Genomic DNA, 23,946 nt, shown 5'->3' with positions numbered 1-23,946 from the left:
TAGGGCAATGCCACTGCGCATCACCAAAATGCCCGCCGTTTCGGCAGCTTCGATCAAGGCACGGCTGTATTTTTCGTAATCCAGTCGAGCGATGTCAGCGTTCACGCCCAAGGTCCGACGGATATCGTCCACCACCTCTTTGACTTGAGATCGGCTATTAAAGCGACCGACAAATGCCAGCGGTTGATGCTCCTGTTGTTGCAGATACTCCAAGTACCAGTCTTGCTTACGTATAGCATCCCTCACGGTGTCCAACAGCTCCAGACTAGGTCGTTGAGGAGCAATCCCTCCCACTGTCCGCAGATCAGGCAAAGGCAGGTTTTCGACTGGTGGCTGCTGAAGAAACAAAAAGCCAAAAGGAATGTGAGCGAGATTCGCCCACTTTTGAGCTTGAAGGAATGTTGGTTTGGTCTCGCCAGCTTCCCATTCCTGTACTCGATCACGTTTCACTGGCAGCTTTTTCGCAACCTGCTCAGTGGAGAGGCCTGCACGCTCTCGAGACCATGTGAGCAGGCTGGGATTGACTAAGGCGGCTTGGCTCATAGGGTCGCAGGCAAATTAGATGGGGCCAGTAAACGTTCGAAAGCATCCTTGGCAGATGCATTCGACTGACGCTGGGTCCAGTTATCTGGCATTGCCTTTCTCCTTGGCTATTAAAGTAGCAGCGACTACAGATTAGTAGAGAAGCGGAGCTACCGACGGTAGAAGTGCGCGATTATGAGGTAAATCCGAAACGACCCGAAGCGCAAATATGTAACCCGCAGACAGATGGCATTACCCTGTTTCAATGCGTTTCATGAAGCAAGTACACCTTTTTCCAGCACGCCGCCGCACCTTCATCACCCGAATATCCGCAGTGACAGACCACATTGCGAAAATGGGACGATTTATTTTCAGAAATGCGGGGGGACAGACCACGATTATCGATGTAAGTAAAATGTGGTCTACCCACTTTCCACCAAATGAAATAGGCGACCTAAACAAGGTCGCCCATTTCTCATACCAACAACACCTCCACCTGCAATCGTCGCCCCACCACGTCCAGCAAATCACAACCATCGCGCAGTGAAGTCACCAGCACCCGAGCCAGCTCACTGTGAACCCCCTCACCCACGGCAATGTTCTCCAGCAGTTGGGTCGCGGTGCGGATGCGATAGGCCGCAGTTTCGTGCAACACGTCGAGCGGTGCGTGGGTATCGATCAGCAGTGACGGGATGGTGCAGTCAATGCCGGTGACTGGCATGTATCGATCCATGACAAACCTCCATTGGGTAAACGAGCGCGGCCACTCAGTGGTGGACGGTGGGCTGGCTCTCACTCGCTCCATCGGGAGTGTCGAGGTGGTCCAGTGCTCGGTTGACCAGCAACTCGGCCAGCACGGCCAACTGTTGAATGGCCAGTGCCACATTGCGCCGCGAGCCTTCGAGTTCGAACGCGAGGTCGGTGGTCATGGCGTTGATAGAGGCGAGGGTTTCGCTGGCGTGGACCAGTAAGGTTGGCGTGTCTACGTCGGGAACAATGGTGAATACATGGCTGACGGGATCAGGGTGATTGGGGTTACGCAAACGGGCACTGACGGTGCGTTGGGCGGTTTCGGAAAGCTCTAGTGGATCGAGGTCTTCTGATGTAGAGAGCGACGGGTTATCAAGTGGATTTCGGGTTGTCTTTTTCATAAGGAATCTCCAGGATTTTCAGGAACCCTGCGTTTTTTCGGCCTGTCAAAACCGTCCGCTCGGCTGCAGCGAAGACAGGAGATTATCTTCCAGGAATGTTGCTTGCCAGTTCATGGAAGGCGCTACGGTTTGCGGGAAATGTCCTAGGACGGGGAGAAACACGGGACAGGTAAGGTTTCAGCACATTCATGATTCTGGTCTGTCCGCGGTTCTTTCCTGATACCGGTTGGTGAGGTGTGATGTTTGTGGGAGTGGACTGCTTGGGATGATTGCTGGGCATTCAGCATTGGTGTTGGCTGATCGGGTGCTATCGCGAGCAAGCTTTGCTCCTACAGGGATTGAGGTTGCCTGACAGGGATTGTTAGCCCCGAGCTTTTCGGGGGGTTCAATATTCGGGGCAAAGCGAATGCTGAGAAATCAGTTTCGAAACTTTCAGCGTCGAACTCCTCCCGGTGAACTCAGCCGTCACCTTCCCCGCCTGCAATCCTTTGTGCATAACCCCTAAAGCAAAAAGGCATAACCCCCATCCAGATACGGCGCCTTCGGCCACACTCTTCTAGACTCAATAGATAGTCGTAGAAAGAACCGAACACGTCGCTTTGGTGCGGATGAATCAAAGGCGGCGTGGCAAGCTGCCGTATATGCCCTGAAGAGGTGCGGCAAAGACCGTACCGGGCCCAACAAGATGCCCGCTCAGGGTGCCTGGCCAACGGCCTGAAAATGCCACGATACCGTGACGTGGCGTGACCGCCGCAGCCGACACTTTCGGACAACCGACAACCACCTGGTTTGCCCGTGATCGTGAGGAATGCTGTATGCCTGATGAGATGTTGCACCTGTCTATGGTCAACAACCTGCTGGAGCGCCACAAGGGTTCGCCCGGCGCGCTGTTGCCGATCCTTCATGATATTCAGGAGGGCATCGGTTACATCCCCGATGCCGCCGTCCCCGAGATTGCCCATGCCCTGAACCTGAGTCAGGCCGAGGTTCGCGGGGTGATCAGCTTCTACCATGACTTCCGCACCGCGCCCCCGGCGCGGCATATCCTGCGTCTGTGCCGGGCCGAGTCCTGCCAGAGCCGCGGTGCCGAGCAGCTCGCGGCGCAATTGCGTGAACGCCTGCAACTGGACGACCACGGCAGCAGTGCCGACGGCAGCATCAGCTTGCGTCCGGTGTATTGCCTCGGTGCCTGCGCCTGCTCGCCCGCTCTGGAGCTGGATGGTCAGGTGCATGCGCGGCTCAGCGCCGAGCGCCTGGATGCCCTGCTTGATGCTTGCCAGGAGGACGCATGATGCCGGCTTTCTATCTGTCCCGTGATTCGCTGGCCCGTGCCGTGGGTGCCGAAGAGGTTGCGGCAGCCCTTATCACCCATGCCCGGGGACGCTTTGTGCCTCTGGAGTTGCAACGCACCAGCTCGCGCGGACTGTACTGGCTGGAACCGCTACTGGAAGTGGACAGCCCGCAAGGCCGTATCGGCTTCGGCCCGCTGACCGCTGACGATGTGCCGTCAGTGCTCGATGCCTTGCAAGGCGAGCCGTCTGCTCATCCGCTGGCCTTGGGCCTGGTGGAAGAGTTGCCCTATCTGAAGACACAACAACGCCTGCTGTTTGCCCGCGCCGGCATCACCCGGCCGCTGTACCTCGACGATTACCTGGATCATGGCGGTTTCGAGGGTTTGAAAAGAGCCATCACCATCGGTGGCGAACAGACCGCGACTGAGGTGTTCGATTCGGGCCTGCGTGGCCGTGGCGGCGCGGCGTTCCCGGCCGGGATCAAATGGCGCACGGTGCGCGGCACTCAGGCGGCGCAGAAATACATTGTGTGCAACGCCGACGAAGGCGACTCCGGCACCTTCGCCGACCGCATGTTGATGGAAGGCGATCCCTTCCTGCTGATCGAAGGCATGGCCATTGCCGGCATCACCGTCGGCGCCAGCTACGGCTACATTTATGTGCGCTCGGAATATCCACAGGCCGTGGCCACCCTGCGCGAGGCGCTGGACATCGCCCGGGCCGCCGGTTACCTCGGCGCCAATGTCGGCGGCAGCGGCCTGGCCTTCGACATAGAAGTGCGCGTCGGTGCCGGCGCTTACATTTGCGGTGAAGAAACCGCGTTGCTCGACTCGCTCGAAGGCAAGCGCGGGATCGTCCGCGCCAAGCCGCCGATCCCGGCCTTGCAGGGCCTCTTCGGCCTGCCGACCCTGGTGCACAACGTGCTGACGCTGGCCTCGGTGCCAATGATTCTGGCCAAGGGCGCGCAGTTCTATCGCGATTACGGCATGGGCCGTTCCCTGGGCACCATGCCCTTCCAGTTGGCGGGCAATGTTCGTCACGGCGGCCTGGTGGAACGGGCCTTTGGCTTGACCCTGCGGGAACTGGTGGAAGAGTACGGCGGCGGTACCGCCAGTGGTCGACCGCTGAAAGCCGCACAGGTTGGCGGTCCTCTCGGCGCCTGGGTGCCGCCTGGGCAATTCGACACGCCGCTGGACTACGAAGCGTTCGCCGCCATCGGCGCCATGCTCGGTCACGGTGGTGTGGTAGTGGCTGACGACAGCCTCGACATGGCCCACATGGCGCGTTTCGCCATGCAGTTCTGCGCCGAGGAATCCTGTGGCAAATGCACTCCCTGCCGCATCGGCTCGACCCGGGGCGTGGAGGTGATCGACCGCCTGCTGGCCGCGCCGGACCAGAGCAGTCGCGATGAGCAGGTGATCATCCTCAAGGACCTGTGCGACACCCTGCAGTACGGTTCGCTGTGCGCGCTGGGCGGCATGACGTCCTATCCAGTGGTCAGCGCCCTCAAGTACTTCCCCGCTGACTTCGGTCTGCAAGCCTCGGAGGCCGACCAATGATCACTCTCTTCGACCCGAACACCGATATCGATCTGGGCACCCCGGCTCGCCACAGCGAAGTGCAGGTCACCCTGAACATCGATGGCCAAAGCATCAGCGTGCCCGAAGGCACTTCGGTGATGCGCGCCGCCGCAATGCTGGGCACCACCATTCCCAAATTGTGTGCCACCGACAGCCTGGAAGCCTTTGGTTCCTGCCGCATGTGCCTGGTCGAGATCGACGGCATGCGCGGCTACCCGGCGTCCTGCACCACGCCAGTCAGCGAAGGCATGAGCGTGCACACCCAGACGCCGAAGCTCGCCACCCTGCGCCGCAACGTCATGGAGCTGTACATCTCCGATCACCCGCTGGACTGCCTGACCTGTTCGGCCAACGGCAACTGCGAGCTGCAAACCGTCGCCGGCCAGGTCGGCCTGCGAGAAGTGCGTTACGGCTATGAAGGCGAGAACCATCTGGACGACCAGAAGGACACCTCCAACCCCTACTTCGACTACGACCCGAGCAAGTGCATCGTCTGCAACCGCTGCGTGCGCGCCTGCGAAGAAACCCAGGGCACCTTCGCCCTGACCATTACCGGGCGCGGTTTCGAATCCCGGGTCGCTGCCGCCGGTGGCGAAAACTTCCTCGACTCGGAATGCGTGTCCTGCGGCGCGTGTGTACAAGCCTGCCCGACCGCGACGCTGATGGAAAAAAGCGTGGTCGAGCTGGGTCAGCCCGAACACAGCGTGATCACCACCTGCGCCTATTGCGGCGTGGGCTGCTCGTTCCGCGCCGAGATGAAAGGCGACCAGGTCGTGCGCATGGTCCCCGACAAAAATGGCCAGGCCAACCACGGCCACTCCTGCGTCAAAGGGCGCTTTGCCTGGGGCTACGCGACCCACCCGGATCGCATCACCAAGCCGATGATCCGCAAGCACATCAACGACCCTTGGCAGGAAGTCAGCTGGGACGAAGCGGTGACCTACGCCGCCAGCGAATTCCGTCGCCTGCAGCAAAAATACGGTCGCGATTCCATTGGTGGCATCACCTCCAGCCGCTGCACCAACGAAGAAACCTACCTGGTGCAAAAACTGGTACGTGCCGCGTTCGGCAACAACAACGTCGACACCTGCGCGCGGGTCTGCCACTCGCCGACCGGCTATGGCCTGAAACAAACCCTGGGCGAGTCCGCCGGCACCCAGAGTTTCGACTCGGTGATGCAAGCCGATGTGATCCTGGTGATGGGCGCCAACCCCAGCGACGCCCACCCGGTGTTCGCCTCCCAGCTCAAACGCCGCCTGCGTGAAGGCGCGCGGCTGATCGTCATCGACCCACGCCGCATTGATCTGGTGGACACGGTGCATGCCCGCGCCGAACTGCACCTGGCCCTGCGCCCAGGCACCAACGTCGCCATGCTCAACGCCCTGGCGCACGTCATCGTCACCGAAGGCCTGCTCAACCAGGCCTTTATCGACGCCCGTTGCGAAGGCAACGATTTCGCCCAGTGGAAGGCGTTCGTCAGCCGCCCGGAAAACTCGCCGGAAGTCCTTGGCGACATCTGCGGCGTCGCCGCTGCCGACATCCGCGCCGCTGCCCGTCTGTATGCCACTGGCGGCAATGCGGCGATCTACTACGGCCTGGGCGTCACCGAACACAGCCAGGGCAGCACCGCGGTCATGGGCATCGCCAACCTGGCCATGGTCACTGGCAACATCGGTCGCGAAGGCGTGGGCGTTAACCCGCTGCGTGGGCAGAACAACGTTCAGGGTTCCTGCGACATGGGCTCCTTCCCGCACGAGTTGCCCGGCTACCGGCACATTTCCAACGAGGTGATACGAGCGCAGTTCGAACAAGCCTGGAACGTCACCCTGCAACCCGATCCGGGCCTGCGCATTCCCAACATGTTCGAGTCTGCCCTGGCCGGCAGCTTCAAGGGCCTGTATTGCCAGGGCGAAGATATCGCCCAGAGCGACCCCAATACCCAGCACGTCACCGCGGCCCTGTCGGCCATGGAATGCATCGTGGTGCAGGACATTTTCCTCAACGAAACCGCCAAGTTCGCCCACGTGTTCCTGCCGGGCGCCTCGTTCCTGGAAAAAGACGGCACCTTCACCAACGCCGAGCGGCGCATCTCCCGAGTGCGCAAAGTCATGGAACCGCTGGGCGGTAAGGCCGACTGGGAAGGCACAGTGGCCCTGGCCAACGCCCTCGGTTACCCGATGAACTACCAGCACCCGTCAGACATCATGGATGAAATCGCCAGCCTGACGCCGACCTTCACCAACGTCAGCTACGCCTCGCTGGAGCGCCACGGCAGCCTGCAATGGCCGTGCAACGCCGCGGCACCGGACGGCACGCCGACCATGCACACCGAGGAGTTCGTGCGCGGCAAGGGGCGCTTCATGCTCACCGGCTACGTGCCCACCGAGGAAAAGGTCAACAGCCGCTATCCGCTGCTGTTGACCACCGGGCGCATCCTCAGCCAGTACAACGTCGGCGCCCAGACCCGGCGTACCGAAAACGTCGCCTGGCATGACGAAGACCGCCTGGAAATCCACCCGACCGACGCCGAGAGCCGCGGCATCAACGAAGGTGACTGGGTTGGCATTGGCAGCCGCGCCGGACAAACCGTCCTGCGTGCGCGGATCACCGAACGGGTAGCCCCAGGCGTGGTGTACACCACCTTCCACTTCCCGGAATCGGGGGCCAACGTCATCACCACCGACAACTCCGACTGGGCCACCAACTGTCCGGAGTACAAGGTCACCGCCGTGGAAGTCAGCCGCGTCTACCACCCTTCCGAGTGGCAAAAACGCTATCAGGCGTTCAGCGACGAACAGCAACGCCTGCTCGACGAACGCCGCCAGGCACGCGCTGCCGGAGCAAAAGCCGAGGTACGCCGATGAGCACCGCTAACCTGATCAAAATGGCCAACCAGATCGCCCAGTACTTCGCCAGCGAACCGGACCAGCAACAGGCCGTGCTCGACGTGCGTAATCATATGAAAATGTACTGGACGCCCGGCATGCGCATGGAGTTGCTGGCCTGGCAAACGGAGCATCAGGGCGCAGACTTGCACCCGCTGGTGCAATCGGCGGTCAGTGGGGCGGGCTGGGAGGCTTAGGTTCACCTGATCCATTGGAATTGCCCCTTGGCCTGTGAAGACAGGCCAAGGGCAACCTCATGCTCCGCTTGATAACGCCTCCCGTTCTTCCCCCTTCCCAAAAAAACCACCGTCCCCTTGTTATTTGCAGCGTCTCCTTCAGCAGATCAAATAGCGCATATCAACACTGACCTGATATTTCCAATTCATCCAAGGGCTGCACATTTCCCGGGGTGAGGGTTTGGCGCCCGACTATACTAAAAAGGGTTTAGTACACAGTGATGAATGCTGTGGGTGGAGGCATCAGACGTGATGGAAGTTTATAGACAGGGCCACCCTTGGAAGTTGGTGATTAATAATAATTTTCCATGATGCCTTGGTGTAGCGGAGAGGACTTTATATGAACACCCTGTTGAATGAACTGCACACCTATCATCATGAGGTGGCTAAAAAAATTACCCAAATCAAAGGATTACTGGGGAAAATGAAGCATGAGTCCGCGGGTGCCGATGATCGCAAGTTGTTGTTTCAGGAACTGGAAGCCTTGCATGGTGACGCAGAGCTGCATCACCATGAAAATGAAGAGATTATCCGGCGGGCCTTGCTGGAGACCGAGGCACCGATCCACCCACGGGTCAAGGATATCGAGCGCGATCATCTGGCATTTGGGCGCATTGCTGGACAACTCAAGGCGTTGGAAGACTCAACTCAGGAAATAAAAGTGATCGCTGATGCCATCGATGACTTCATCAAGAAATACTATGACCATATGGAAACCGAGGAGAACATCTTCTTTCCAATGGCAGACAAGTGGCTGTCAGACACTCAGTGGCAGGAAGTAAAGAGCCAGTGGCATTAATCGGAGTGCTCAACATCTTTAATCAAGACAGGGCTGTTATTAACTATTAGTGTTCACAACATCATTGCGTGGATGAAATGGGCGACCTGGGCAAGGTCGCCCATTTTTTTATCTATTTCGTGACAACTGAACACCGCTTCACCTCCAATCCTCAAACCGTACGGTTTCTCGGCTCAACAACCTTGGTCAACGCTGATTGACTTCCCCCATGCGTGAAGCAGCCCTTCAGGCTCTGGAAAAAATCTGCCTTTTTTTCCTGTCCCCAGCCAATTTTTCGCAGGTATGGCCTTTTGCAATTGCACGGTGATCTCTAGAATCTGCCCGGCGCTTCGCATGGAGGCGCTTTGACATCAATTAAGGAAGTCATCATGCAATTTGGAAAAATTCTGGGGTTGGCCCTGGTGCTTGGGCTGAGCGGTTGCGCCAGTTTTACCAAGGACGAAGTGGCTCCGGTGACTATGCCGTCCATGTCCGCTTATTCGAACAAGCCGAATGTCTATGTGGACTTCAACTTCTATCAGGGCGAGCCAAAAAGCGCTTCAGCTGTTGAAGTTCCGCAGGCGCGCGACATGCTCAAGCCTGAACTGCAAAAAGTGTTGAACGATTCCGGGCTGTTTGGTCGTGTCACGCTGGACAAATTCCAGCAGCAGCCTGGCGATTACAACCTGCGCCTCAAGGTTTACAACCACCCGCCGGGGGGTGGTCAGTTGGCCATGGCCTTTATCAGTGGGCTCACCTTTACCGTCATCCCTTCGATGGGGACGGATGAATACACCATGAGCCTCGAGGCGCTTGACCAACAAGGGCTGACCGTCAGCAATACCAGTAACCACGACGCGATCAATACCTGGATAGGCATCTGGTTTGTGCCGTTGATGGGTAACACTCCAAAAGCGGCGGTGAGCGATACCTTCAGTCGTCAGGTCAACGCATTGCTCAAACAAATGGTGGAGAGCAAGAGCCTGAAATATTCGGCACTCGATTCCCACGTGCCACGGGCCTGATAAAAAACAAGAGCCGCACTTGCGGCTCTTTTTTTACCCTTATTTCAGGGCCTGGATGAACTGCGGGTCGCTGTACAGGCTCTTCAGCAAATCACGAACCATCGGGTTGTAGGCATTGGCGGCATTCGGGATCGCAATGGGTCCGAAAAAACTGCTGTCCCATTGGTGGTTCACGTCCTTGGTCGCGTCATAAACCACTTCATTGCCCTTGAACAACGTAAAACGCGCTGCGAGTTGGCCAGTACCGGTCCCCACGCCTGCCGTCAGCTCATTCTTGACCAGCAATACGTCGAGGTGCCGCTGTGCCTGCGGATCCAGCAGGCCCGCTCGACGCAGTTCTTCGTTGATGGCCTCCTGAATATGCAGAGGGATACTGCCACTTGGCGAACGGATCGGATTAGCCCGAACCGTCAACGAGCCCTGGCCAGAGTCCGCCTTCACCTGAGCATTGCTGATCGATTGCAGCGGTGGGGTCTGTTTGAGCGTTTGGACGTTCTCGTAACTCGGCTCATAACGCGTCATGGTCACACCGCAACCTTGCAACAACACAAGCAACGGGACGAGCAGGAGGGATTTTTTCACGGCGTTTCCTTGCGTGAGTAAAGGGGAACGGGATTATCGTTAGATGGCAGCTGGCCATCAACCATCAATCGTCTCTAACCTTCCTGCACCGGCAACACCACCCGCGCCTCCAACCCTCCACTTGAGCGGTTGCGCACGGTCAGTGTGCCGCCGTGTTCCAGAACGATCGCCCGCGCCGCCGACAACCCCAGCCCCACGCCCCCCGTGCTCTTATTCCGCGACCCTTCCAGCCGAAAGAACGGCGCAAACACCTGTTCATAACTATCCGCAGGAATCCCCGGCCCACGGTCGAGTACCCGAACGATCACCTGTTCATCCTCCTGGCGCAGTTCAATCGCCGGCTCGCTGGCGTATTTGATCGCGTTGTCCAGCAAGTTGGTGATCACCCGTTTCAGCCCCAGCGGGCGGCCGAAGTAGACCAGTCGGGGTGGGCCGCTGAAGGCGATGTCGATGGACTGGTCGCGGTAGTCGTCGATCAGGGTTTGCAGCAACTCGGCCAGGTCGAACTGGGTTGCCTGTTCCAGGCGGGCGTCGTCGCGGAAGAACTCCAGGGCGGAGTTGATCATGGCCTGCATTTCGTCGACGTCGCGAAACAGCCGTTGTTGCTGCTCGGGGTCTTCGATGAATTCGCCACGCAGGCGCATTCGGGTCAGCGGTGTACGCAGGTCATGGGAGATGGCGGCGAGCATCTGTGTGCGGTCCCTGATGAAGTGCTGCAACTGAGCCTGCATGGCATTGAACGCGAGAATCGCCTGACGGATTTCATGGGGGCCGACCGGGTCGATGGGCGGTGCGCGAAAGTCGACGCCAAAGCGTCGGGCGCCTTGGGCGAACTGCTGCAGGGGTTTGGCCAGCCGGCGGGTGGCGATCAGCGCGACGATGCCGGTCGACAGCAGCACCAGCAGAATCACGATCAGGGTTCGCGGCCCTTCCGCCAGCCCCCAACTGCGTGACGACACGCTGAACATCAGCCAGGACTCATCCGCCAGTTGCACCAGCAAAGCGTAGTGACCGTTCTTCTGTGGCCAGTCGCCGGGTTGATAGGCTTCGACCCGGCGGGTCGGCGTGTTGAACAGACGCTGGGCTTCAGGTGAGGCCGTGCGGTAGGCCGCTTCGGGCGTGTCCGGCAAGTCAAGGCCTTGACGGGTGGCATGCCAGCTGACGCTGAAGGTGTTTTCGCTGGCGGCCTCAGCCAGGCGTTCGCGCTGCGACGTTTGCGAGGCTTCGATCATCCGGGTTATGGACGCGGTTTTTTCCAGCAGGCCGGTTTCGGCCAACGGTGGATACGCCCAGACGCCGGCCAACTGGATAAACAGCGCGTTGAAGGCCAGCGACGTGAGCATCGCGATGAGGGTGGTCAGGGCGATCCAGCGGGCCACTGTATCTCGCGGGCGCAGACGCAAAGCGGCCATGAGTTTTTTCACTGGCGGGTCACACTGGGGGTGAACAGATACCCGCCGTTGCGCACGGTACGAATCATCTCGGGGCGCTTGGTGTCGTACTCCAGTTTGCGCCGCAAACGGCTGACCTGAACGTCGATGCTGCGATCGAACGCCTCATGGGTGCGACCCCGCGCCAGGTCCAGTAACTGCTCCCGAGTGAGAATGCGCTGCGGATGCTCGACAAACACCAGCAGCAAGTCGAACTCCCCGGCCGACAGCGGGATCATCACCTGATCCGGCGAGCGCAGTTCCCGACGAGTAAGGTCCAGTTGCCAGTCGGCGAACTTGATCAGCGGGCGCGGCGCTTCCCCGGTCAGCGGGCGGCTTTCGCCGGCCCGGCGCAGCACGGCGCGCACGCGGGCCAGCAGTTCCCGGGCGTCGAAGGGCTTGCTCAGGTAATCATCGGCGCCCATCTCCAGCCCGACCACCCGATCACTCAACTCCCCCATGGCGGTCAGCATGATTACCGGCGTCGGGTATTGCTGGCGCAGGCGTTGGCACAGCGTCAGCCCGTTCTCGCCCGGCAGCATCAGGTCGAGAATGATCAGGTCCGGCGCCTGGCGCTCAATCGCCGCCCACATCGAGGCACCATCGGTGGCGACCTCCACCGCATAACCTTGTTGCACGAAAAATTTCTTCAGCAGCGCGAGGACCTCAAGGTCGTCGTCCACGATCAAAAGACTGCTCACCAGCGGCATCACTTAAGGTCTGAAAGAACCCACATCTAAAACCATTCGGCGCGCTCCGTCATATATTTCAATCGGGTAACAAAGCGACATCCAGGTAAAAAAGCAGACATCTTTGCGCAAGGCCAGACTGTCAGCATCAGGCTCCTTTTCCCGAAAACTGCTCGTTCATGCCCTTGCTCACGCGCTCCACCGCTGCCAGGAAGCCCAGACCGATGATCTCTGAAAACCAGCCGCTGATCCTGCAACAACGCGTGGTAAAACACGCCAACGCCAACCTGCACTGCCGCGAAGTCAGCCTGCGCCTGTCGAGCGACCAGCGCGAGCTGATCCTCACCCGCTACACCGAACACTACAGCCCCGACGGCCTGCAATGGGTCGAACGCAGCCACCGCGTGCCGGTGACCGACCTGCTGCGCTGGGTGATTGAAAATGGTGAGGCGCAAACGCTGATGCAGGGTGGGGACGCTTCAGACATCTTGCCGATTGATCGCTCTCATGCAGAGCGCAGGAACGATCAAGACGCTATCCTGAGCGCACGATCGGGCTGCAACGAACCACCCTATAACGGTCCACCATTGCCCAGCCTCCACAACACGCCAAAGGCCGCCGACCGCCCATGTTCGAGCACATAGACCTCAACCACCTCCTCGCGACCTACGGTTATTGGGCAGTTTTTATTGGCTGTGTCATGGAAGGCGAAACCATCCTGATATTGGGCGGCATGGCGGCGCATCAGCATTTGCTGAAGCTTTGGCCGGTGATTGCCTGGGCCAGCGCCGGCGGAATGTTGGGGGATCAACTGCTGTTCTGGAGCGGTCGTTATTTCGGCGCGCGACTCTTGCCTCGTCTCAAGCGCCAGCAAGCGCAGATCAAGCGCGTCAGCGGATTGATCGCACGCTACCCGTCGATGTCGGTTTTTTCGGTGCGCTTTCTGTACGGCATGCGGTTGGTGGGCCCCATGGTGATCGGTGCCAGTGGCCTGTCGCCGTTGCGTTTTTCACTGTGGAACATGCTCGGTGCAATGGTCTGGGCCACGCTGTTTGTCAGCGGCGGTTATTGGGCGGGCGAAGCGCTTCAGCAATTGTTCGGTGATATCAGACCTTACCGGTTGCCGATTGGCTTGGGTGTTGTGGTGGTCGTTGCGGTTGTGGGGTTGATTCTGCACCTGAGGAACAAGCGTAAGTTGCAGGAGTAAATCGGGCTGCTTTTACTCGGATCGAACCTACATTTTTCAAGGAAACGTCTTGAAGACAACGGAGCATACCGAGCGCTTAATCGAGGCTATTTTTTAAACCTCCTCCGTTCGTAAAGACCACTCGTAGGTATCAGCTTGCCAACATGTACTCATTTCTGTACGGTTTTCGCATCAAGCGAGGACAATACGATGCAAACCATTAATTACACCAATGCCCGGGCACACCTTTCCGAGACCATGGATCGAGTCAATGAAGACCGCGCGCCCCTGCTGGTAACCCGGCAAAAAGGGGAACCGGTGGTGATGATTTCCCTTGCCGAATACAACGCCCTCGAAGAAACCGCCTACTTGCTTCGCACACCGGCCAATGCCGAGCGTCTGATCAGGTCGATCAACAGCCTGCGTGCGGGAAAAGCCAAGCCTAGACAGCTCATTGAAGAATGAAAGTTCTGTTCACCCCTGATGGCTGGAACGACTACCTCTGGTTTCAACAGAACGATAAAGCCGGGCTCAAGCGGATCAACTTACTGATCAAGGCAACCCTGCGGGATCCGTTCGCGGGTCCCGGAAAGCCTGAGCCACTCAAACATAACCTTAGTGGTTATTGGTCACGCAGGATCACTGCCGAACACCGTCTGGTCTACACAATGGAAGGTGACGCGCTGCAGATCGTAATGTGCAGATACCACTACTGAGCAGCGGACCTTAGGAGCGGGGCCGCCAAGCTGTTGCCCGCGATGGCGTCTGTGAAATCGCCATCGCGGGCAAGCCTTACTATGGGAACGGGGGTAAGCGCATCGTAAACGGATCGATCAGTTGTAAACCTCTCTCACCACCCGCCCTACCCCCCGCACAATCATCTCCACCTCCCGCTCATCAATGGTCAGCGGTGGCAGCAAGCGGATGGTCTTGCCCCGTGTCACGTTGATCAACAGACCATGGTCCCGCGCCGCAATCAGCGTCAGGTCGCGAATGGGCCGGGCCAGTTCGATGCCGATCATCAAGCCCTGGCCACGGATCGCCAGCACCTGTGGGTCGCCATCGAGTTCGGCGTGCAAGCGGGCGAGCAAACGCTCGCCCTGACACTTGGCGTTTTCCAGCAAGCCTTGCTCTTCGATGATTTCCAGCACGGTGCAGCCGACCCGACACGCCAACGGGTTTCCGCCAAACGTGCTGCCGTGACTGCCCGGTGTGAAGAGTTCAGCGGCTTTGCCGCGAGCCAGGCAAGCGCCGATGGGAACACCGTTGCCCAGGCCTTTGGCGAGGGTCATGACGTCCGGGACGATACCTTCGTGTTGAAAGGCGAACCATTGCCCGGTGCGGCCGATACCGGTCTGGATCTCGTCGAGCATCAGCAGCCAGTTGCGCCGATTGCACACTTCGCGCAGGGCTTTCAGGTAGCCGGAAGGTGCGAGCTGTACACCGCTCTCGCCCTGAATCGGCTCCATCAGTACAGCGACGATGCGCTGGCCGTGAGCCTGGTGGGCCTTATCCAGTGCGGCAAGATCGCCGAACGGCACTTTGATGAAACCCCCCGGTAACTGCTGAAACCCCAAGCGCACCGCAGGACCATCGCTGGCCGACAAGGTGCCAAGCGTGCGGCCATGAAAGGCATTTTCCATGACCACCACCAACGGCTGCTCGACACCTTTGTGCCAACCGTACAGCCGGGCCAGCTTCAACGCGGTCTCATTGGCCTCGGCGCCGGAGTTGTTGAAGAACACCCGATCAAGACTGGACAACTGTGTCAGTTTTGCTGCCAACCGTTGCTGCCAGTCGATGCTGTACAGGTTGGAGGTGTGCAGCAACAGGCCGGCCTGTTCGCTGATGGCGCTGACCACCTTCGGGTGCGAGTGGCCGACATTGGTCACGGCCACGCCCGCCACCGCATCCAGATACTCACGACCGGCCTGATCCCACAGGCGTGTGCCCAGCCCTTTGGTAAAACTCAAGGCCAGGGGTTGATACGTGGTCATCAGGCAGGTGGCGGTCATGACATCAAGCTCCATCATTGGTCAGTGTTTTTGCAGTATCGTTAGCCACCCGAACTGGATAAACGCCCTAACACTTCAATCATTTTAAAGCTGAGCTTGATAATGGACTTACTGCTGGCAATGTCGGTTTACGTGAAAGTGGTCGAGGCCGGCAGCATGACCGCCGCCGCTCTGGAGTGCGAAATGTCGACCACCATGGTCGGCAATCATCTGCGAGCACTGGAGCAACGTCTGGGCGTCAGCCTGCTTCACCGTACGACGCGGCGTCAGCGCTTGACCGAATTTGGCTCGACCTACTACCAACGCTGCCTTGAGGTGCTGGGGCTGGTGGCCGACTCCGAACGGTTGGCCGAACAAACCCTGGGCGAACCCAGCGGTACACTACGGATTACCGCCCCGCTGACCTTTGGCACGGAACGCCTGGCGCCGGCCTTGAGCGAATACGTGTTGCGCTGCCCGCAGGTCAAGCTGGACGTGGTGTTGACCAATCAACGTCTTGATTTGCTGGACAACGGTTTTGATGCGGCGATTCGCCTGGGTAACACCGAACCGTCCAACCTGATCGCCCGGCCGCTGGAGGATTACACCCTGACGATGTGTGCATCGCCGGCGTACCTGGCACGCCGTGGCACACCGCAAAAGCCGGAGGACCTGGCCGATCACGACTGCCTGGCCTTTGCCTACCCGGCGGGCGATGAGTGGCGCTCGGTGGAAAAACAGTGGCGCCTGAGCGGCCCTGACGGGGAGATCGTCGTGGCGGTGAACGGCCCGATGCTGATCAATAGTTCATCGGGCCTGCACCAGGCCGCGCGCACCGGAATGGGGGTGGTGATGCTGCCGGATGCACTGGTGGATCAAGATCTACGGGATGGGAAACTGGTGGCCCTGATGCAGGACTATCAACTGCCCCGTCGCCCGATGAATCTGATTTACGCACAGGACCGATACCGTTTGCCGAAACTGCGCAGTTTTGTCGAGTTTGCGTTGCAGATGTGGAGGAAACAGAACTAATCGCGCACGCCATTATTACTGCGAAAGAAGCTTCTACACCTTGATTTCCGGCGCTACAGTGTCAATGTGCCATAAGTTGGTCTCTACAACTGGCCGGCCACTTGAAGATCAGGGCAGCAGGGGGAGCGATGATGGTTGAGTTGTCCAATATCGAGCCGTTGAAGGTCAGCCTGACTGACCTGAATGAAGACATGCTGCACGCGATTCTGGAGCTGGTCAGCGACGGGATCTGGGACTGGAACGCCAACACCGGGTTCGTCTACCGCAATCGCGGTTGGTACGACATGCTCGGCTATGCGCCGCATACACTCGAGAACACCGTGCTGGCCTGGGAAAACGCGATTCATCCCGACGATTACCAGCGGGTAATGATGCATTTCGATAACCACCTGCGTCAGCGCTCGTCCCATTACCAGGCCGAGTACCGTTGCCGCAAGCTGGATGGCCGCTACATCTGGATCGAAGATCGCGGTCATGTGATTGCGCGTAACAGCGACGGCTCAGTGGCGCGGATGATCGGCGCCCTGCGCAGCCTTGAAGACAAGAAGCGTCTGCTCGAACAACTCGAACGGCGCAATCATTCCCTCGAAGCGATGGTCGAGGAACGGACCCGCGAGTTGTCTCTGGTCAATCAGCAGCTACAGGCTCAACTGGACGAGAACCGCAAACTGGCAGAAAGCGACACCCTGACCGGGATCGCCAACCGCTACCTCCTGGAAAAAGCCCTGCCACTGGAATGCGAGCGCTCCCAGCGTTTTCGTCAGCCGCTGTCGCTGATCGCGATGGACATCGATGACTTCAAATGCATCAACGACCATTACGGCCATGCCTTGGGCGACGCGGCGTTGGTGCACGTGGTCGAAAGCGTCAAACGCTGCGTGCGCGAAGGTGACTTGCTGGCCCGTTGGGGCGGCGATGAGTTCATCGTGATCCTGCCCAACAGCTCCCTCGCCACCGCGCGCGCCCTCGCCGAAAACATCCGCCATGAGCTGTCGAGCCTGCCACCGGTGGGCGACTTCCAGGTCACGATGAGCTTTGGCGTGGCGCAACGCTTTGAAGACGAGCAACAAAGCGGCCTGCTGGCTCGGGCGGATCAGGCGTTGTATCGCTCGAAGATCATCGGCAAGAACACGATTTCCGGTTGATCCAGCATTACATACCGGTCTTCACCAACACCGGTTTCTCCTGATACCGCTCCGGGTACAGCTGTTTGAGTTGCGCCACTTTCGGCAGGTCGTTGATCACGATGTAGGGATACGTCGGATGCTCCGTCAGGAAGTTCTGATGGTAGGCCTCTGCCGGGTAGAAGCCGTTGTAGGTTTCGAGTTTGGTCACGATCGGTTTGTTGAAGGCATGTGTGGCATCGAGCTGTGCAATGTAGGCCTGGGCGACTTTTTGTTGCTCGGCACTTTCGACAAAGATCGCCGAGCGATATTGGGTTCCGGTGTCCGGGCCCTGTCGATTGAGCTCGGTGGGGTTGTGAGCAACCGAGAAGTAGATTTGCAGCAGGGTGCCGTAGCTCACCTGAGCAGGATCGAAAGTGACCTGAACGGATTCCGCATGGCCTGTATCCCCCTCGCTGACACGCTCGTATTGCGCGGTGTTCGCTGCGCCTCCGGCGTAACCGGAGAGCACATTCTTGACGCCTTTGACATGCTGGAACACGCCTTGAACGCCCCAGAAGCAACCACCGGCGAAAACCGCCGTTTCGCTGTTGGCCTTGGGTGTTTCATCGAGAGCTGGCGGCGCGATGGCGACTGCGTCCTCGGCAGCGCCGAATGAAAAGGCCATGCATTGACCTGCAACTGCAGCGATGGTTAGCCCGAGCAGGGTCTGGCGCCAGGTTAATCGGGTTTTCATGATGACGACTCCTGCATAAACAATTCTGAGTGATGTGGCGAGCACAACACCTGTGGCGAGGGAGCTTGCTCCCGCTGGAGCGCGTAGCGATCCCAAAAGGTCGCAACTCCATTCTGTCAGTTACACCGCGTACCCAGGTTTACAACGGCTTCGCCCGAGCGCGGACCGGCCGGCGGGAGCAAGCTCCCTCGCCACAGTGGTCAGTGCGCGCTCTCGGCAACTGAGTGCTCATCAACCAAAGGTAAACGCATACGCCGACACGCCCGGGTCAAGGAACTCGATGCTGAAGGTCCGATCTGCCACGTCGCCGGGTTGGCGCACCAATTGGTAGAGGCGTTGTTCGGTCACACTGCCGCTGCCATCCGGGGCGACGTCGGTGCCGTGGGCTGCGCCCGGGGCCTTACCGTCGATCATGACTTTGAAGCGCACCGGTTTGCCGTCGGCGCCGGGGCCCAGTACCAGGTGCAGGTCGCGGGCATGGAAGCGGTAAACGATGCGGCTGGCCGGGGCCGCCGATGTGGCTCGCTCCGAACCGACGTTCCAGTGGCCGTCCAGTGTCCAGTCATTCAGCGCCAATGTCGCGGGGGCGCTGTACGCGGCAACCTTGTCGGGCGCGAGGCTCGCCTCAGGTACGAAATGTTCCAAACGCTGGTAACCGACGTAGGTTTCCGGCGAGCGCACTTCGTTCATGTCCGGTGCCCGTTGCACGCCTTGGGCGCTGGCGTCGATCAGGCCATCGGCGACTTTCGCCGCGCCGGCTTCGCGCAACAGCTGCTGGATCACCCGTTCTGATTCGGCGTAGTTGCCCTCGCCAAAATGGTGGTAACGAATGCGTCCCTGAGCGTCGGCAAAATAGTGCGCCGGCCAGTATTCGTTGTTGAAAGCCCGCCAGATCTTGTAGTCGTTATCGATGGCCACCGGGTAGGTAATGCCCAGGTCCTTCATGGCCTTGGTCACGTTGCCCACATCCCGTTCGAAGGCAAACTCCGGCGCATGCACACCGATCACCACCAGACCCTGATCGCGATACTTCTCGGCCCAGGCTTTGACATACGGCAAGGTGCGCAGGCAGTTGATGCAGGAGTAGGTCCAGAAATCCACCAGCACTACTTTGCCCTTCAAGGCTTGAGCGCTGAGCGGCGGCGAGTTGAGCCACTGCACCGCGCCGTCCAGCGACGGCAGATTGCCTTCGACGGGCAGCGTCGCGGGAGCGTTGGCGGCCACTTTCATCGCACCACCGGCGGCCATCATGCTGGCGCCCGGTTGATCGTCAGTGGACGACGGAATCTGCCCCTTCATCGCCCCGCTGTTGGCCGGTGATTTACCCGCCAATCGACCGACCAGCGCCTGTTCAAGCCCACCGGTGGACGCGGTCGACACCCGCGCCAGAAGCCCGGTGTCCAGGCCCAGGGCGATGGCGGCCACACCCGCCAGCATCGCCGCACCAAGACCACGGCGCAGCCATTCACCGGCGCCGATCGAACGCTTCATCGCCGCGAAGACTTTACCGCCCAGCAACAAGGCGACCGCGAGGGAAGTGGCGGCGCCCAGCGCATACGCCAGCAACAGCAAGGTGGTGCCGATGCTTGCCCCTTGCAGCGCCGCGCCGGTCAGCACCAGCCCGAGAATCGGCCCGGCGCACGGTGCCCAGAGCAGGCCCGTGGCGATGCCGATCAGCAACGAAGCGCCGGGACGCGGCCGGGCATCGGCGCCCGCCACTTCCGACAGCCGACTGCCGGCGGCCACCAGTGGACGCGTCAGCCGTTCGGCGAGTTGTGGCAGCAGCAGCGTCAACCCGAACAGTGCAACGAACAGCAACGCGAGCCAGCGACCGTACTGATTGAGTTGCACCACCCAACCGCCGCCCACCGCCGCCAACGAGGCGACGAGCGCGAAGGTCAGCGCCATCCCCGCCAACAGCGGCAAGCCACTCTTGATAAACGGTTGCCCGGTACGAGCGAAGACAAAGGGCAGTACCGGCAGAATGCACGGGCTGACAATCGTCAGCACGCCACCGAGATAAGCGAGGACCAGAAGCCACATAACAAGGACCTGTATGAAGTGAAGGAAAAAGCCTGCCCATGGAGTCAGGCCGCTTGCGGCTTGAAGGTCATCGCCAGGCCGTTCATGCAGTAGCGCAGACCGGTCGGTTTTGGCCCGTCGTTGAACACATGGCCCAAATGCCCGCCGCAGCGCCGACAGTGAACTTCCTCGCGCAGCACGCCGAACGAGCGGTCTTCGCGGGTCGCGACGGCATGCTCCAGGGGCGCCCAGAAACTCGGCCAACCGGTATGGCTGTCGAATTTGGTGCTCGATGAAAACAGCGCCAGATCGCACCCTGCGCAGGCGAAAATACCGGCGCGGTGCTCGTTGTTCAGTGCGCTGGAATAGGCCCGTTCGGTGCCCTCTTCGCGCAGGATTTCGTACTGCTCGGCGCTGAGCATCGCATGCCACTCGGCATCGCTATGGGTGACCTCGAAGGTCTCGGCGGCGCTCGCCTCGCTGATCAGCACCGAGCGCCCGGTCATTTTTGGCAATACACCGGCAACCAGCGCCGCAAGGCCCAGCCCGCCGCCCGTTAGAAGAATCTGTCGCCGTGAAAACATGGCCCTCTCCCTAAATCCGCCGTGGATGACATGGAACACAGCCTAGGCTTGAGGTGATCGCCAAATCCTCACGTGGAGTTAAACAATTCGTGATAACTCGCCGAGGGAAAACCCCGCACAATACGTGCACTGCGCAACAGGATTAAGTCCCAATGGATCAACCCAAACGAGTCCTGGTGGTCGAGGACGACAAACACATCGCCGACCTGATCTGCCTGCACCTGCGCGACGAACATTTCGAGGTCGTGCACAGCGCCGATGGCAACGAAGGCTTGCGCCTGCTCGAGCAAGGCAGTTGGGACGCGCTGATCCTCGACCTGATGCTGCCGGGCGTCGACGGCCTGGAAATCTGCCGCCGCGCCCGCGCCATGGCCCGTTACACCCCGATCATCATCACCAGCGCCCGGTCGAGCGAAGTGCACCGCATTCTCGGCCTGGAGCTGGGCGCCGACGATTACCTGGCCAAACCCTTCTCGATGCTTGAGCTGGTGGCGCGGGTCAAGGCCCTGCTGCGGCGGGTCGACGCCATGGCCCGCAACCTGAGAATGGACGCTGGCAGCCTGACCTGCGACGGGCTGTTCATCGATCCGATCACCCGCGACGTGTCGCTCGACGGCAAGCGCCTGGACCTCACCCCACGCGAGTTCGACCTGCTGTACTTTTTCGCCCGGCAGCCGGGCAAGGTCTTCTCGCGCATGGACCTGCTGAACGCCGTCTGGGGTTACAGCCACGAAGGCTACGAGCACACCGTCAACACCCACATCAATCGTCTGCGGTCCAAGATCGAAACCGACCCGGCGCAACCGGTGCGGATTCTCACGGTGTGGGGCCGTGGCTACAAATTCGCCCCGGCGCAGGAGCAGCCATGAGACTGACACTCACCCAGCGCCTGTCGGCAGTGTTCGCCCTGTTGCTGTTGGTGTGCAGCGGCACGTCGGTGTGGATGCAGGTGCGCTCCAACCACATGCATGAGCTGGAAGTGGTGCAAGGTTTGTCCCGGGACCTGGCGCAGCATATTGCCCACGACACCCAGTTGATGGACGCCAATGGCCTGAAACCCGATGCATTGCGCGAGTTGTTCAGCCAGTTGATGCTGGTGAACCCGAGTGTCGAAGTCTATTTGCTCGACAGCAGCGGCCGGGTGGTCGGCAATGCGGCGCCGGAAGGCCACCTGCGTCGCGAGCAGGTCGATCTGTTGCCCGTGCGACGCCTGCTCAACGGTGAAGCCCTGCCGATTCTCGGCGACGACCCGCGCAGCATCGACGGGCGCAAGGTGTTCAGCGCCGCACCGCTCAAGGTCAACGGTCAGCAGGTTGGCTATCTCTACGTGGTGCTGCTCAGCGAAGAACACGACCGCTACGCCGAACGCGGCGCCACCAGCGCCGCACTGAACACCGCGCTGTGGTCGATCGGGATGGTCGCGTTGCTGTGCCTGATCGCCGGTCTCACGGCGTTTACCCTGATCACCCGGCCGCTGCGCCGCCTGACCGACACAGTCGCGCATTTCGACATTGACGGCGCACCGGTCGCACCGCCCTCGCCGGCGCCCTCAAGTACAACGGAGAACCTCGCCACTCAGGACGAAATCGCCGTGCTCGATGCCGCCTTCCGGCAGATGCAAAAGCGCCTGGGCGAACAATGGCGTTCCCTGACGCGCCAGGATCAGGAGCGCCGCGAGCTGGTCGCCAATATCTCCCACGACCTGCGCACACCGCTGGCGTCGCTGCATGGCTACCTCGAAACCCTGTCGTTGAAAGATGCCAGCCTGACCCCGGCCGAGCGCCGCCGCTACCTGGGCATCGCCCTCGACCAGAGCCGCAAGGTCGGTGGTCTCGCGCAGTCGTTGCTGGAACTGGTGCGCCTGGAACACGGTTTCGTCCAACCGGTGCTGGAGCGTTTTTCCCTGACCGATCTGGTGCAGGACATCTTTCAGAAATTCGAGCTGACCGCCGAAGCCCGGCACGTGCAGCTCAAGGCGAGCTTCGCACCGAACGTCTCGGCGGTCTGCGCCGACCTTGGGCTGATCGAGCGCGTGCTGACCAACCTGTTCGACAACGCCTTGCGCCACACACCCGATGGCGGTGAAATCGACATCAGCCTTGTCCCGCAAGGCAAGTTCGTCGAGATCACCGTCAGCGACAGCGGCCCGGGCATCGCCGCGGAACTGCGCGAAGGCTTGTTCCTGCGCCCTTTCAACATTGGCGGTGCGCGCCGCGACGGCGGTTTGGGATTGCGCATCGTGCACCGCATTCTGCAACTGCATGGCCGCGAGATTCACTTGCTCGATGTGCCGGGCCAGGGCGCAACCTTCCGCTTTTCGCTGCCGGTGGATGAGGAAACGGCGAGCGCGTTGGCGGTTCGCTCGATGAATTTGAATTCGCCCCAGCGATAATCCGCTAGTATCCCTGACATTGACTCAAGCAAGGACGCTGACCATGGTTTACCAAACCACCCCGCCTCAACTCCGCGCAGGTATCCGCTGATGCTCGATATCCTGCAAGGTACGCCGCTGTGGGTCTATGGGGTTTTCCTGTTGATCTGCTATTACGGGCTCAGGGCCAGAACGCCCAGCCAGGAAAGCAAACTCTCCCTACTGATCACACCGGGCATCCTGACGCCCTGGTCATTTTTTTCGCTGAATTACCACGAACATACCGAATTGACGCTAGGCAGCTGGCTCGCCGGTATTGCGCTGGGCAGTCTGGCGGCGATTGCGTTGTTCTCACGCCGTGGGGTGACGCTGGACAGTGACGGCAAAGACCTGATCGTTCCCGGCACCTGGAAGATTCTCTATATCTCTCTGCTGTTCTTTGCGGTGAAGTACTTCATCGGTTATCAATCCGCCGTTCACCCGGAACGCTCGGCCAGTGTGCAGATGCTGGCACTCACGGGCATCGCCTCGGGGTTTACGGTCGGGCTCTTTTGCGGTCGGGCAATCACGCTGTACCGCGAGTTGCTAGCGCTGCTGGCACTCAAAAACGCTCCCGCTGGTTAAAAAACAACCCACGCTTTATCGCGAAGGCCATGGTTGAAGTACTGGTCGCCGAAATGAACTGAATACCTAATGCCCGCCGGACTGCCTTTAGCCCCGCCCTCGA

Annotated in this window: 25 protein-coding genes; 15 read left to right on the top strand and 10 right to left on the bottom strand. The window is 60.0% G+C overall.

Annotated elements, in window-relative coordinates:
* The 3 genes from HK44_RS27090 to HK44_RS27080 form a co-directional block, all read right to left on the bottom strand.
* The coding region (locus HK44_RS27090; RefSeq protein ID WP_031319730.1) for a helix-turn-helix transcriptional regulator at nucleotides 1-543 on the bottom strand (543 nt) is incomplete at its 3' end.
* A 454-nt stretch (nucleotides 544-997) separates the two neighbouring features.
* A complete protein-coding gene (locus HK44_RS27085) occupies nucleotides 998-1,255 on the bottom strand; it encodes a hypothetical protein (protein WP_019693484.1) in 258 nt (85 codons plus the stop codon).
* Nucleotides 1,256-1,289: 34 nt separating this feature from the next.
* The gene (locus HK44_RS27080) at nucleotides 1,290-1,673 is read right to left on the bottom strand and encodes a DUF6124 family protein (protein ID WP_019693485.1); all 384 of its coding nucleotides are present in this window, start codon (nucleotides 1,671-1,673) and stop codon (nucleotides 1,290-1,292) included.
* An 815-nt stretch (nucleotides 1,674-2,488) separates the two neighbouring features.
* Here HK44_RS27080 and HK44_RS27075 point away from each other — a divergent pair.
* The 6 genes from HK44_RS27075 to HK44_RS27050 all read left to right on the top strand — a co-directional run bounded on the left by HK44_RS27075 (nucleotide 2,489) and on the right by HK44_RS27050 (nucleotide 9,469).
* Complete coding sequence (locus tag HK44_RS27075; protein WP_019693486.1) at nucleotides 2,489-2,965, top strand: formate dehydrogenase subunit gamma; 477 nt, start codon at nucleotides 2,489-2,491, stop codon at nucleotides 2,963-2,965.
* Nucleotides 2,962-4,524 carry a formate dehydrogenase beta subunit gene (locus HK44_RS27070; protein WP_019693487.1) on the top strand — a complete coding sequence of 521 codons (1,563 nt, stop codon included), beginning with the start codon at nucleotides 2,962-2,964 and terminating at the stop codon, nucleotides 4,522-4,524. Before HK44_RS27075 ends, HK44_RS27070 begins: the two co-directional genes overlap by 4 nt.
* Nucleotides 4,521-7,409, top strand: a complete 2,889-nt coding sequence (fdhF, locus tag HK44_RS27065; RefSeq protein WP_019693488.1) for a formate dehydrogenase subunit alpha — start codon at nucleotides 4,521-4,523, stop codon at nucleotides 7,407-7,409. The genes HK44_RS27070 and fdhF overlap by 4 nt, the downstream gene beginning before the upstream one ends.
* Nucleotides 7,406-7,627: a formate dehydrogenase subunit delta gene (locus HK44_RS27060; RefSeq protein ID WP_019693489.1), complete on the top strand. Its 222-nt coding sequence runs from the start codon at nucleotides 7,406-7,408 to the stop codon at nucleotides 7,625-7,627. Before fdhF ends, HK44_RS27060 begins: the two co-directional genes overlap by 4 nt.
* A 379-nt stretch (nucleotides 7,628-8,006) precedes the next feature.
* A complete protein-coding gene (locus HK44_RS27055; protein ID WP_019693490.1) occupies nucleotides 8,007-8,465 on the top strand; it encodes a hemerythrin domain-containing protein in 459 nt (152 codons plus the stop codon).
* Nucleotides 8,466-8,833: 368 nt separating this feature from the next.
* Nucleotides 8,834-9,469, top strand: a complete 636-nt coding sequence (locus tag HK44_RS27050) for a hypothetical protein (protein WP_019693492.1) — start codon at nucleotides 8,834-8,836, stop codon at nucleotides 9,467-9,469.
* Between the two features lie 39 nt (nucleotides 9,470-9,508).
* Here HK44_RS27050 and HK44_RS27045 read toward each other — a convergent pair whose 3' ends face one another.
* From HK44_RS27045 to HK44_RS27035, 3 genes are all read right to left on the bottom strand, one after another.
* Nucleotides 9,509-10,051 carry a hypothetical protein gene (locus HK44_RS27045; RefSeq protein WP_019693493.1) on the bottom strand — a complete coding sequence of 181 codons (543 nt, stop codon included), beginning with the start codon at nucleotides 10,049-10,051 and terminating at the stop codon, nucleotides 9,509-9,511.
* 74 nt (nucleotides 10,052-10,125) lie between these two features.
* A complete protein-coding gene (locus HK44_RS27040) occupies nucleotides 10,126-11,463 on the bottom strand; it encodes a sensor histidine kinase (RefSeq protein ID WP_019693494.1) in 1,338 nt (445 codons plus the stop codon).
* Nucleotides 11,464-11,471: 8 nt separating this feature from the next.
* Nucleotides 11,472-12,182, bottom strand: coding sequence for a response regulator (locus HK44_RS27035; protein WP_033865698.1), 711 nt, complete (start codon nucleotides 12,180-12,182; stop codon nucleotides 11,472-11,474).
* A 212-nt stretch (nucleotides 12,183-12,394) separates the two neighbouring features.
* On the opposite strand from HK44_RS27035, the gene HK44_RS30750 reads away from it, so the two are divergent.
* The 4 genes from HK44_RS30750 to HK44_RS27015 all read left to right on the top strand — a co-directional run bounded on the left by HK44_RS30750 (nucleotide 12,395) and on the right by HK44_RS27015 (nucleotide 14,072).
* The gene (locus HK44_RS30750) at nucleotides 12,395-12,814 is read left to right on the top strand and encodes a hypothetical protein (RefSeq protein ID WP_019693496.1); all 420 of its coding nucleotides are present in this window, start codon (nucleotides 12,395-12,397) and stop codon (nucleotides 12,812-12,814) included.
* Nucleotides 12,799-13,377, top strand: coding sequence for a DedA family protein (locus tag HK44_RS27025; RefSeq protein WP_019693497.1), 579 nt, complete (start codon nucleotides 12,799-12,801; stop codon nucleotides 13,375-13,377). The genes HK44_RS30750 and HK44_RS27025 overlap by 16 nt, the downstream gene beginning before the upstream one ends.
* Nucleotides 13,378-13,566: 189 nt before the next feature.
* Nucleotides 13,567-13,821, top strand: coding sequence for a type II toxin-antitoxin system prevent-host-death family antitoxin (locus HK44_RS27020; RefSeq protein WP_019693498.1), 255 nt, complete (start codon nucleotides 13,567-13,569; stop codon nucleotides 13,819-13,821).
* Nucleotides 13,818-14,072 (top strand): Txe/YoeB family addiction module toxin, encoded by a 255-nt coding sequence (locus HK44_RS27015; RefSeq protein ID WP_019693499.1) that lies wholly within the window; start codon nucleotides 13,818-13,820, stop codon nucleotides 14,070-14,072. Before HK44_RS27020 ends, HK44_RS27015 begins: the two co-directional genes overlap by 4 nt.
* Before the next feature lie 117 nt (nucleotides 14,073-14,189).
* Here the strand turns inward: HK44_RS27015 and HK44_RS27010 are convergent, their stop codons facing one another.
* On the bottom strand, nucleotides 14,190-15,371 hold the full coding sequence (locus tag HK44_RS27010) for an aspartate aminotransferase family protein (protein ID WP_019693500.1): 1,182 nt from the start codon (nucleotides 15,369-15,371) through the stop codon (nucleotides 14,190-14,192).
* Between the two features lie 102 nt (nucleotides 15,372-15,473).
* On the opposite strand from HK44_RS27010, the gene HK44_RS27005 reads away from it, so the two are divergent.
* Both HK44_RS27005 and HK44_RS27000 read left to right on the top strand, forming a co-directional pair.
* Nucleotides 15,474-16,382: a LysR family transcriptional regulator gene (locus HK44_RS27005; protein WP_019693501.1), complete on the top strand. Its 909-nt coding sequence runs from the start codon at nucleotides 15,474-15,476 to the stop codon at nucleotides 16,380-16,382.
* Nucleotides 16,383-16,513: 131 nt separating this feature from the next.
* Nucleotides 16,514-17,527, top strand: coding sequence for a sensor domain-containing diguanylate cyclase (locus tag HK44_RS27000; RefSeq protein WP_020723548.1), 1,014 nt, complete (start codon nucleotides 16,514-16,516; stop codon nucleotides 17,525-17,527).
* Nucleotides 17,528-17,534: 7 nt separating this feature from the next.
* On the opposite strand, the gene msrA is transcribed toward HK44_RS27000, so the two are convergent.
* The 3 genes from msrA to msrB all read right to left on the bottom strand — a co-directional run bounded on the left by msrA (nucleotide 17,535) and on the right by msrB (nucleotide 20,848).
* Nucleotides 17,535-18,242, bottom strand: a complete 708-nt coding sequence (gene msrA, locus HK44_RS26995) for a peptide-methionine (S)-S-oxide reductase MsrA (RefSeq protein WP_019693503.1) — start codon at nucleotides 18,240-18,242, stop codon at nucleotides 17,535-17,537.
* A 231-nt stretch (nucleotides 18,243-18,473) separates the two neighbouring features.
* Nucleotides 18,474-20,285, bottom strand: a complete 1,812-nt coding sequence (locus HK44_RS26990; protein ID WP_019693504.1) for a cytochrome c biogenesis protein DipZ — start codon at nucleotides 20,283-20,285, stop codon at nucleotides 18,474-18,476.
* Nucleotides 20,286-20,329: 44 nt separating this feature from the next.
* A complete protein-coding gene (gene msrB / locus HK44_RS26985; protein WP_019693505.1) occupies nucleotides 20,330-20,848 on the bottom strand; it encodes a peptide-methionine (R)-S-oxide reductase MsrB in 519 nt (172 codons plus the stop codon).
* A 152-nt stretch (nucleotides 20,849-21,000) separates the two neighbouring features.
* Between msrB and HK44_RS26980 the strand changes: the two genes are divergently transcribed.
* The 3 genes from HK44_RS26980 to HK44_RS26970 all read left to right on the top strand — a co-directional run bounded on the left by HK44_RS26980 (nucleotide 21,001) and on the right by HK44_RS26970 (nucleotide 23,843).
* Nucleotides 21,001-21,717, top strand: a complete 717-nt coding sequence (locus HK44_RS26980) for a response regulator transcription factor (RefSeq protein WP_019693506.1) — start codon at nucleotides 21,001-21,003, stop codon at nucleotides 21,715-21,717.
* The gene (locus tag HK44_RS26975) at nucleotides 21,714-23,240 is read left to right on the top strand and encodes a sensor histidine kinase (RefSeq protein ID WP_019693507.1); all 1,527 of its coding nucleotides are present in this window, start codon (nucleotides 21,714-21,716) and stop codon (nucleotides 23,238-23,240) included. Before HK44_RS26980 ends, HK44_RS26975 begins: the two co-directional genes overlap by 4 nt.
* Before the next feature lie 90 nt (nucleotides 23,241-23,330).
* Nucleotides 23,331-23,843, top strand: a complete 513-nt coding sequence (locus HK44_RS26970) for a hypothetical protein (RefSeq protein WP_019693508.1) — start codon at nucleotides 23,331-23,333, stop codon at nucleotides 23,841-23,843.
* Nucleotides 23,844-23,946 lie beyond the last annotated feature (103 nt).

This window comes from Pseudomonas fluorescens HK44 (assembly GCF_000217955.3).
Classification (GTDB): Bacteria; Pseudomonadota; Gammaproteobacteria; order Pseudomonadales; family Pseudomonadaceae; genus Aquipseudomonas; species Aquipseudomonas fluorescens_AQ.
Note: the sequence above shows the minus strand (reverse complement) of the source record. Positions and strands in the feature narration are given on the sequence as shown.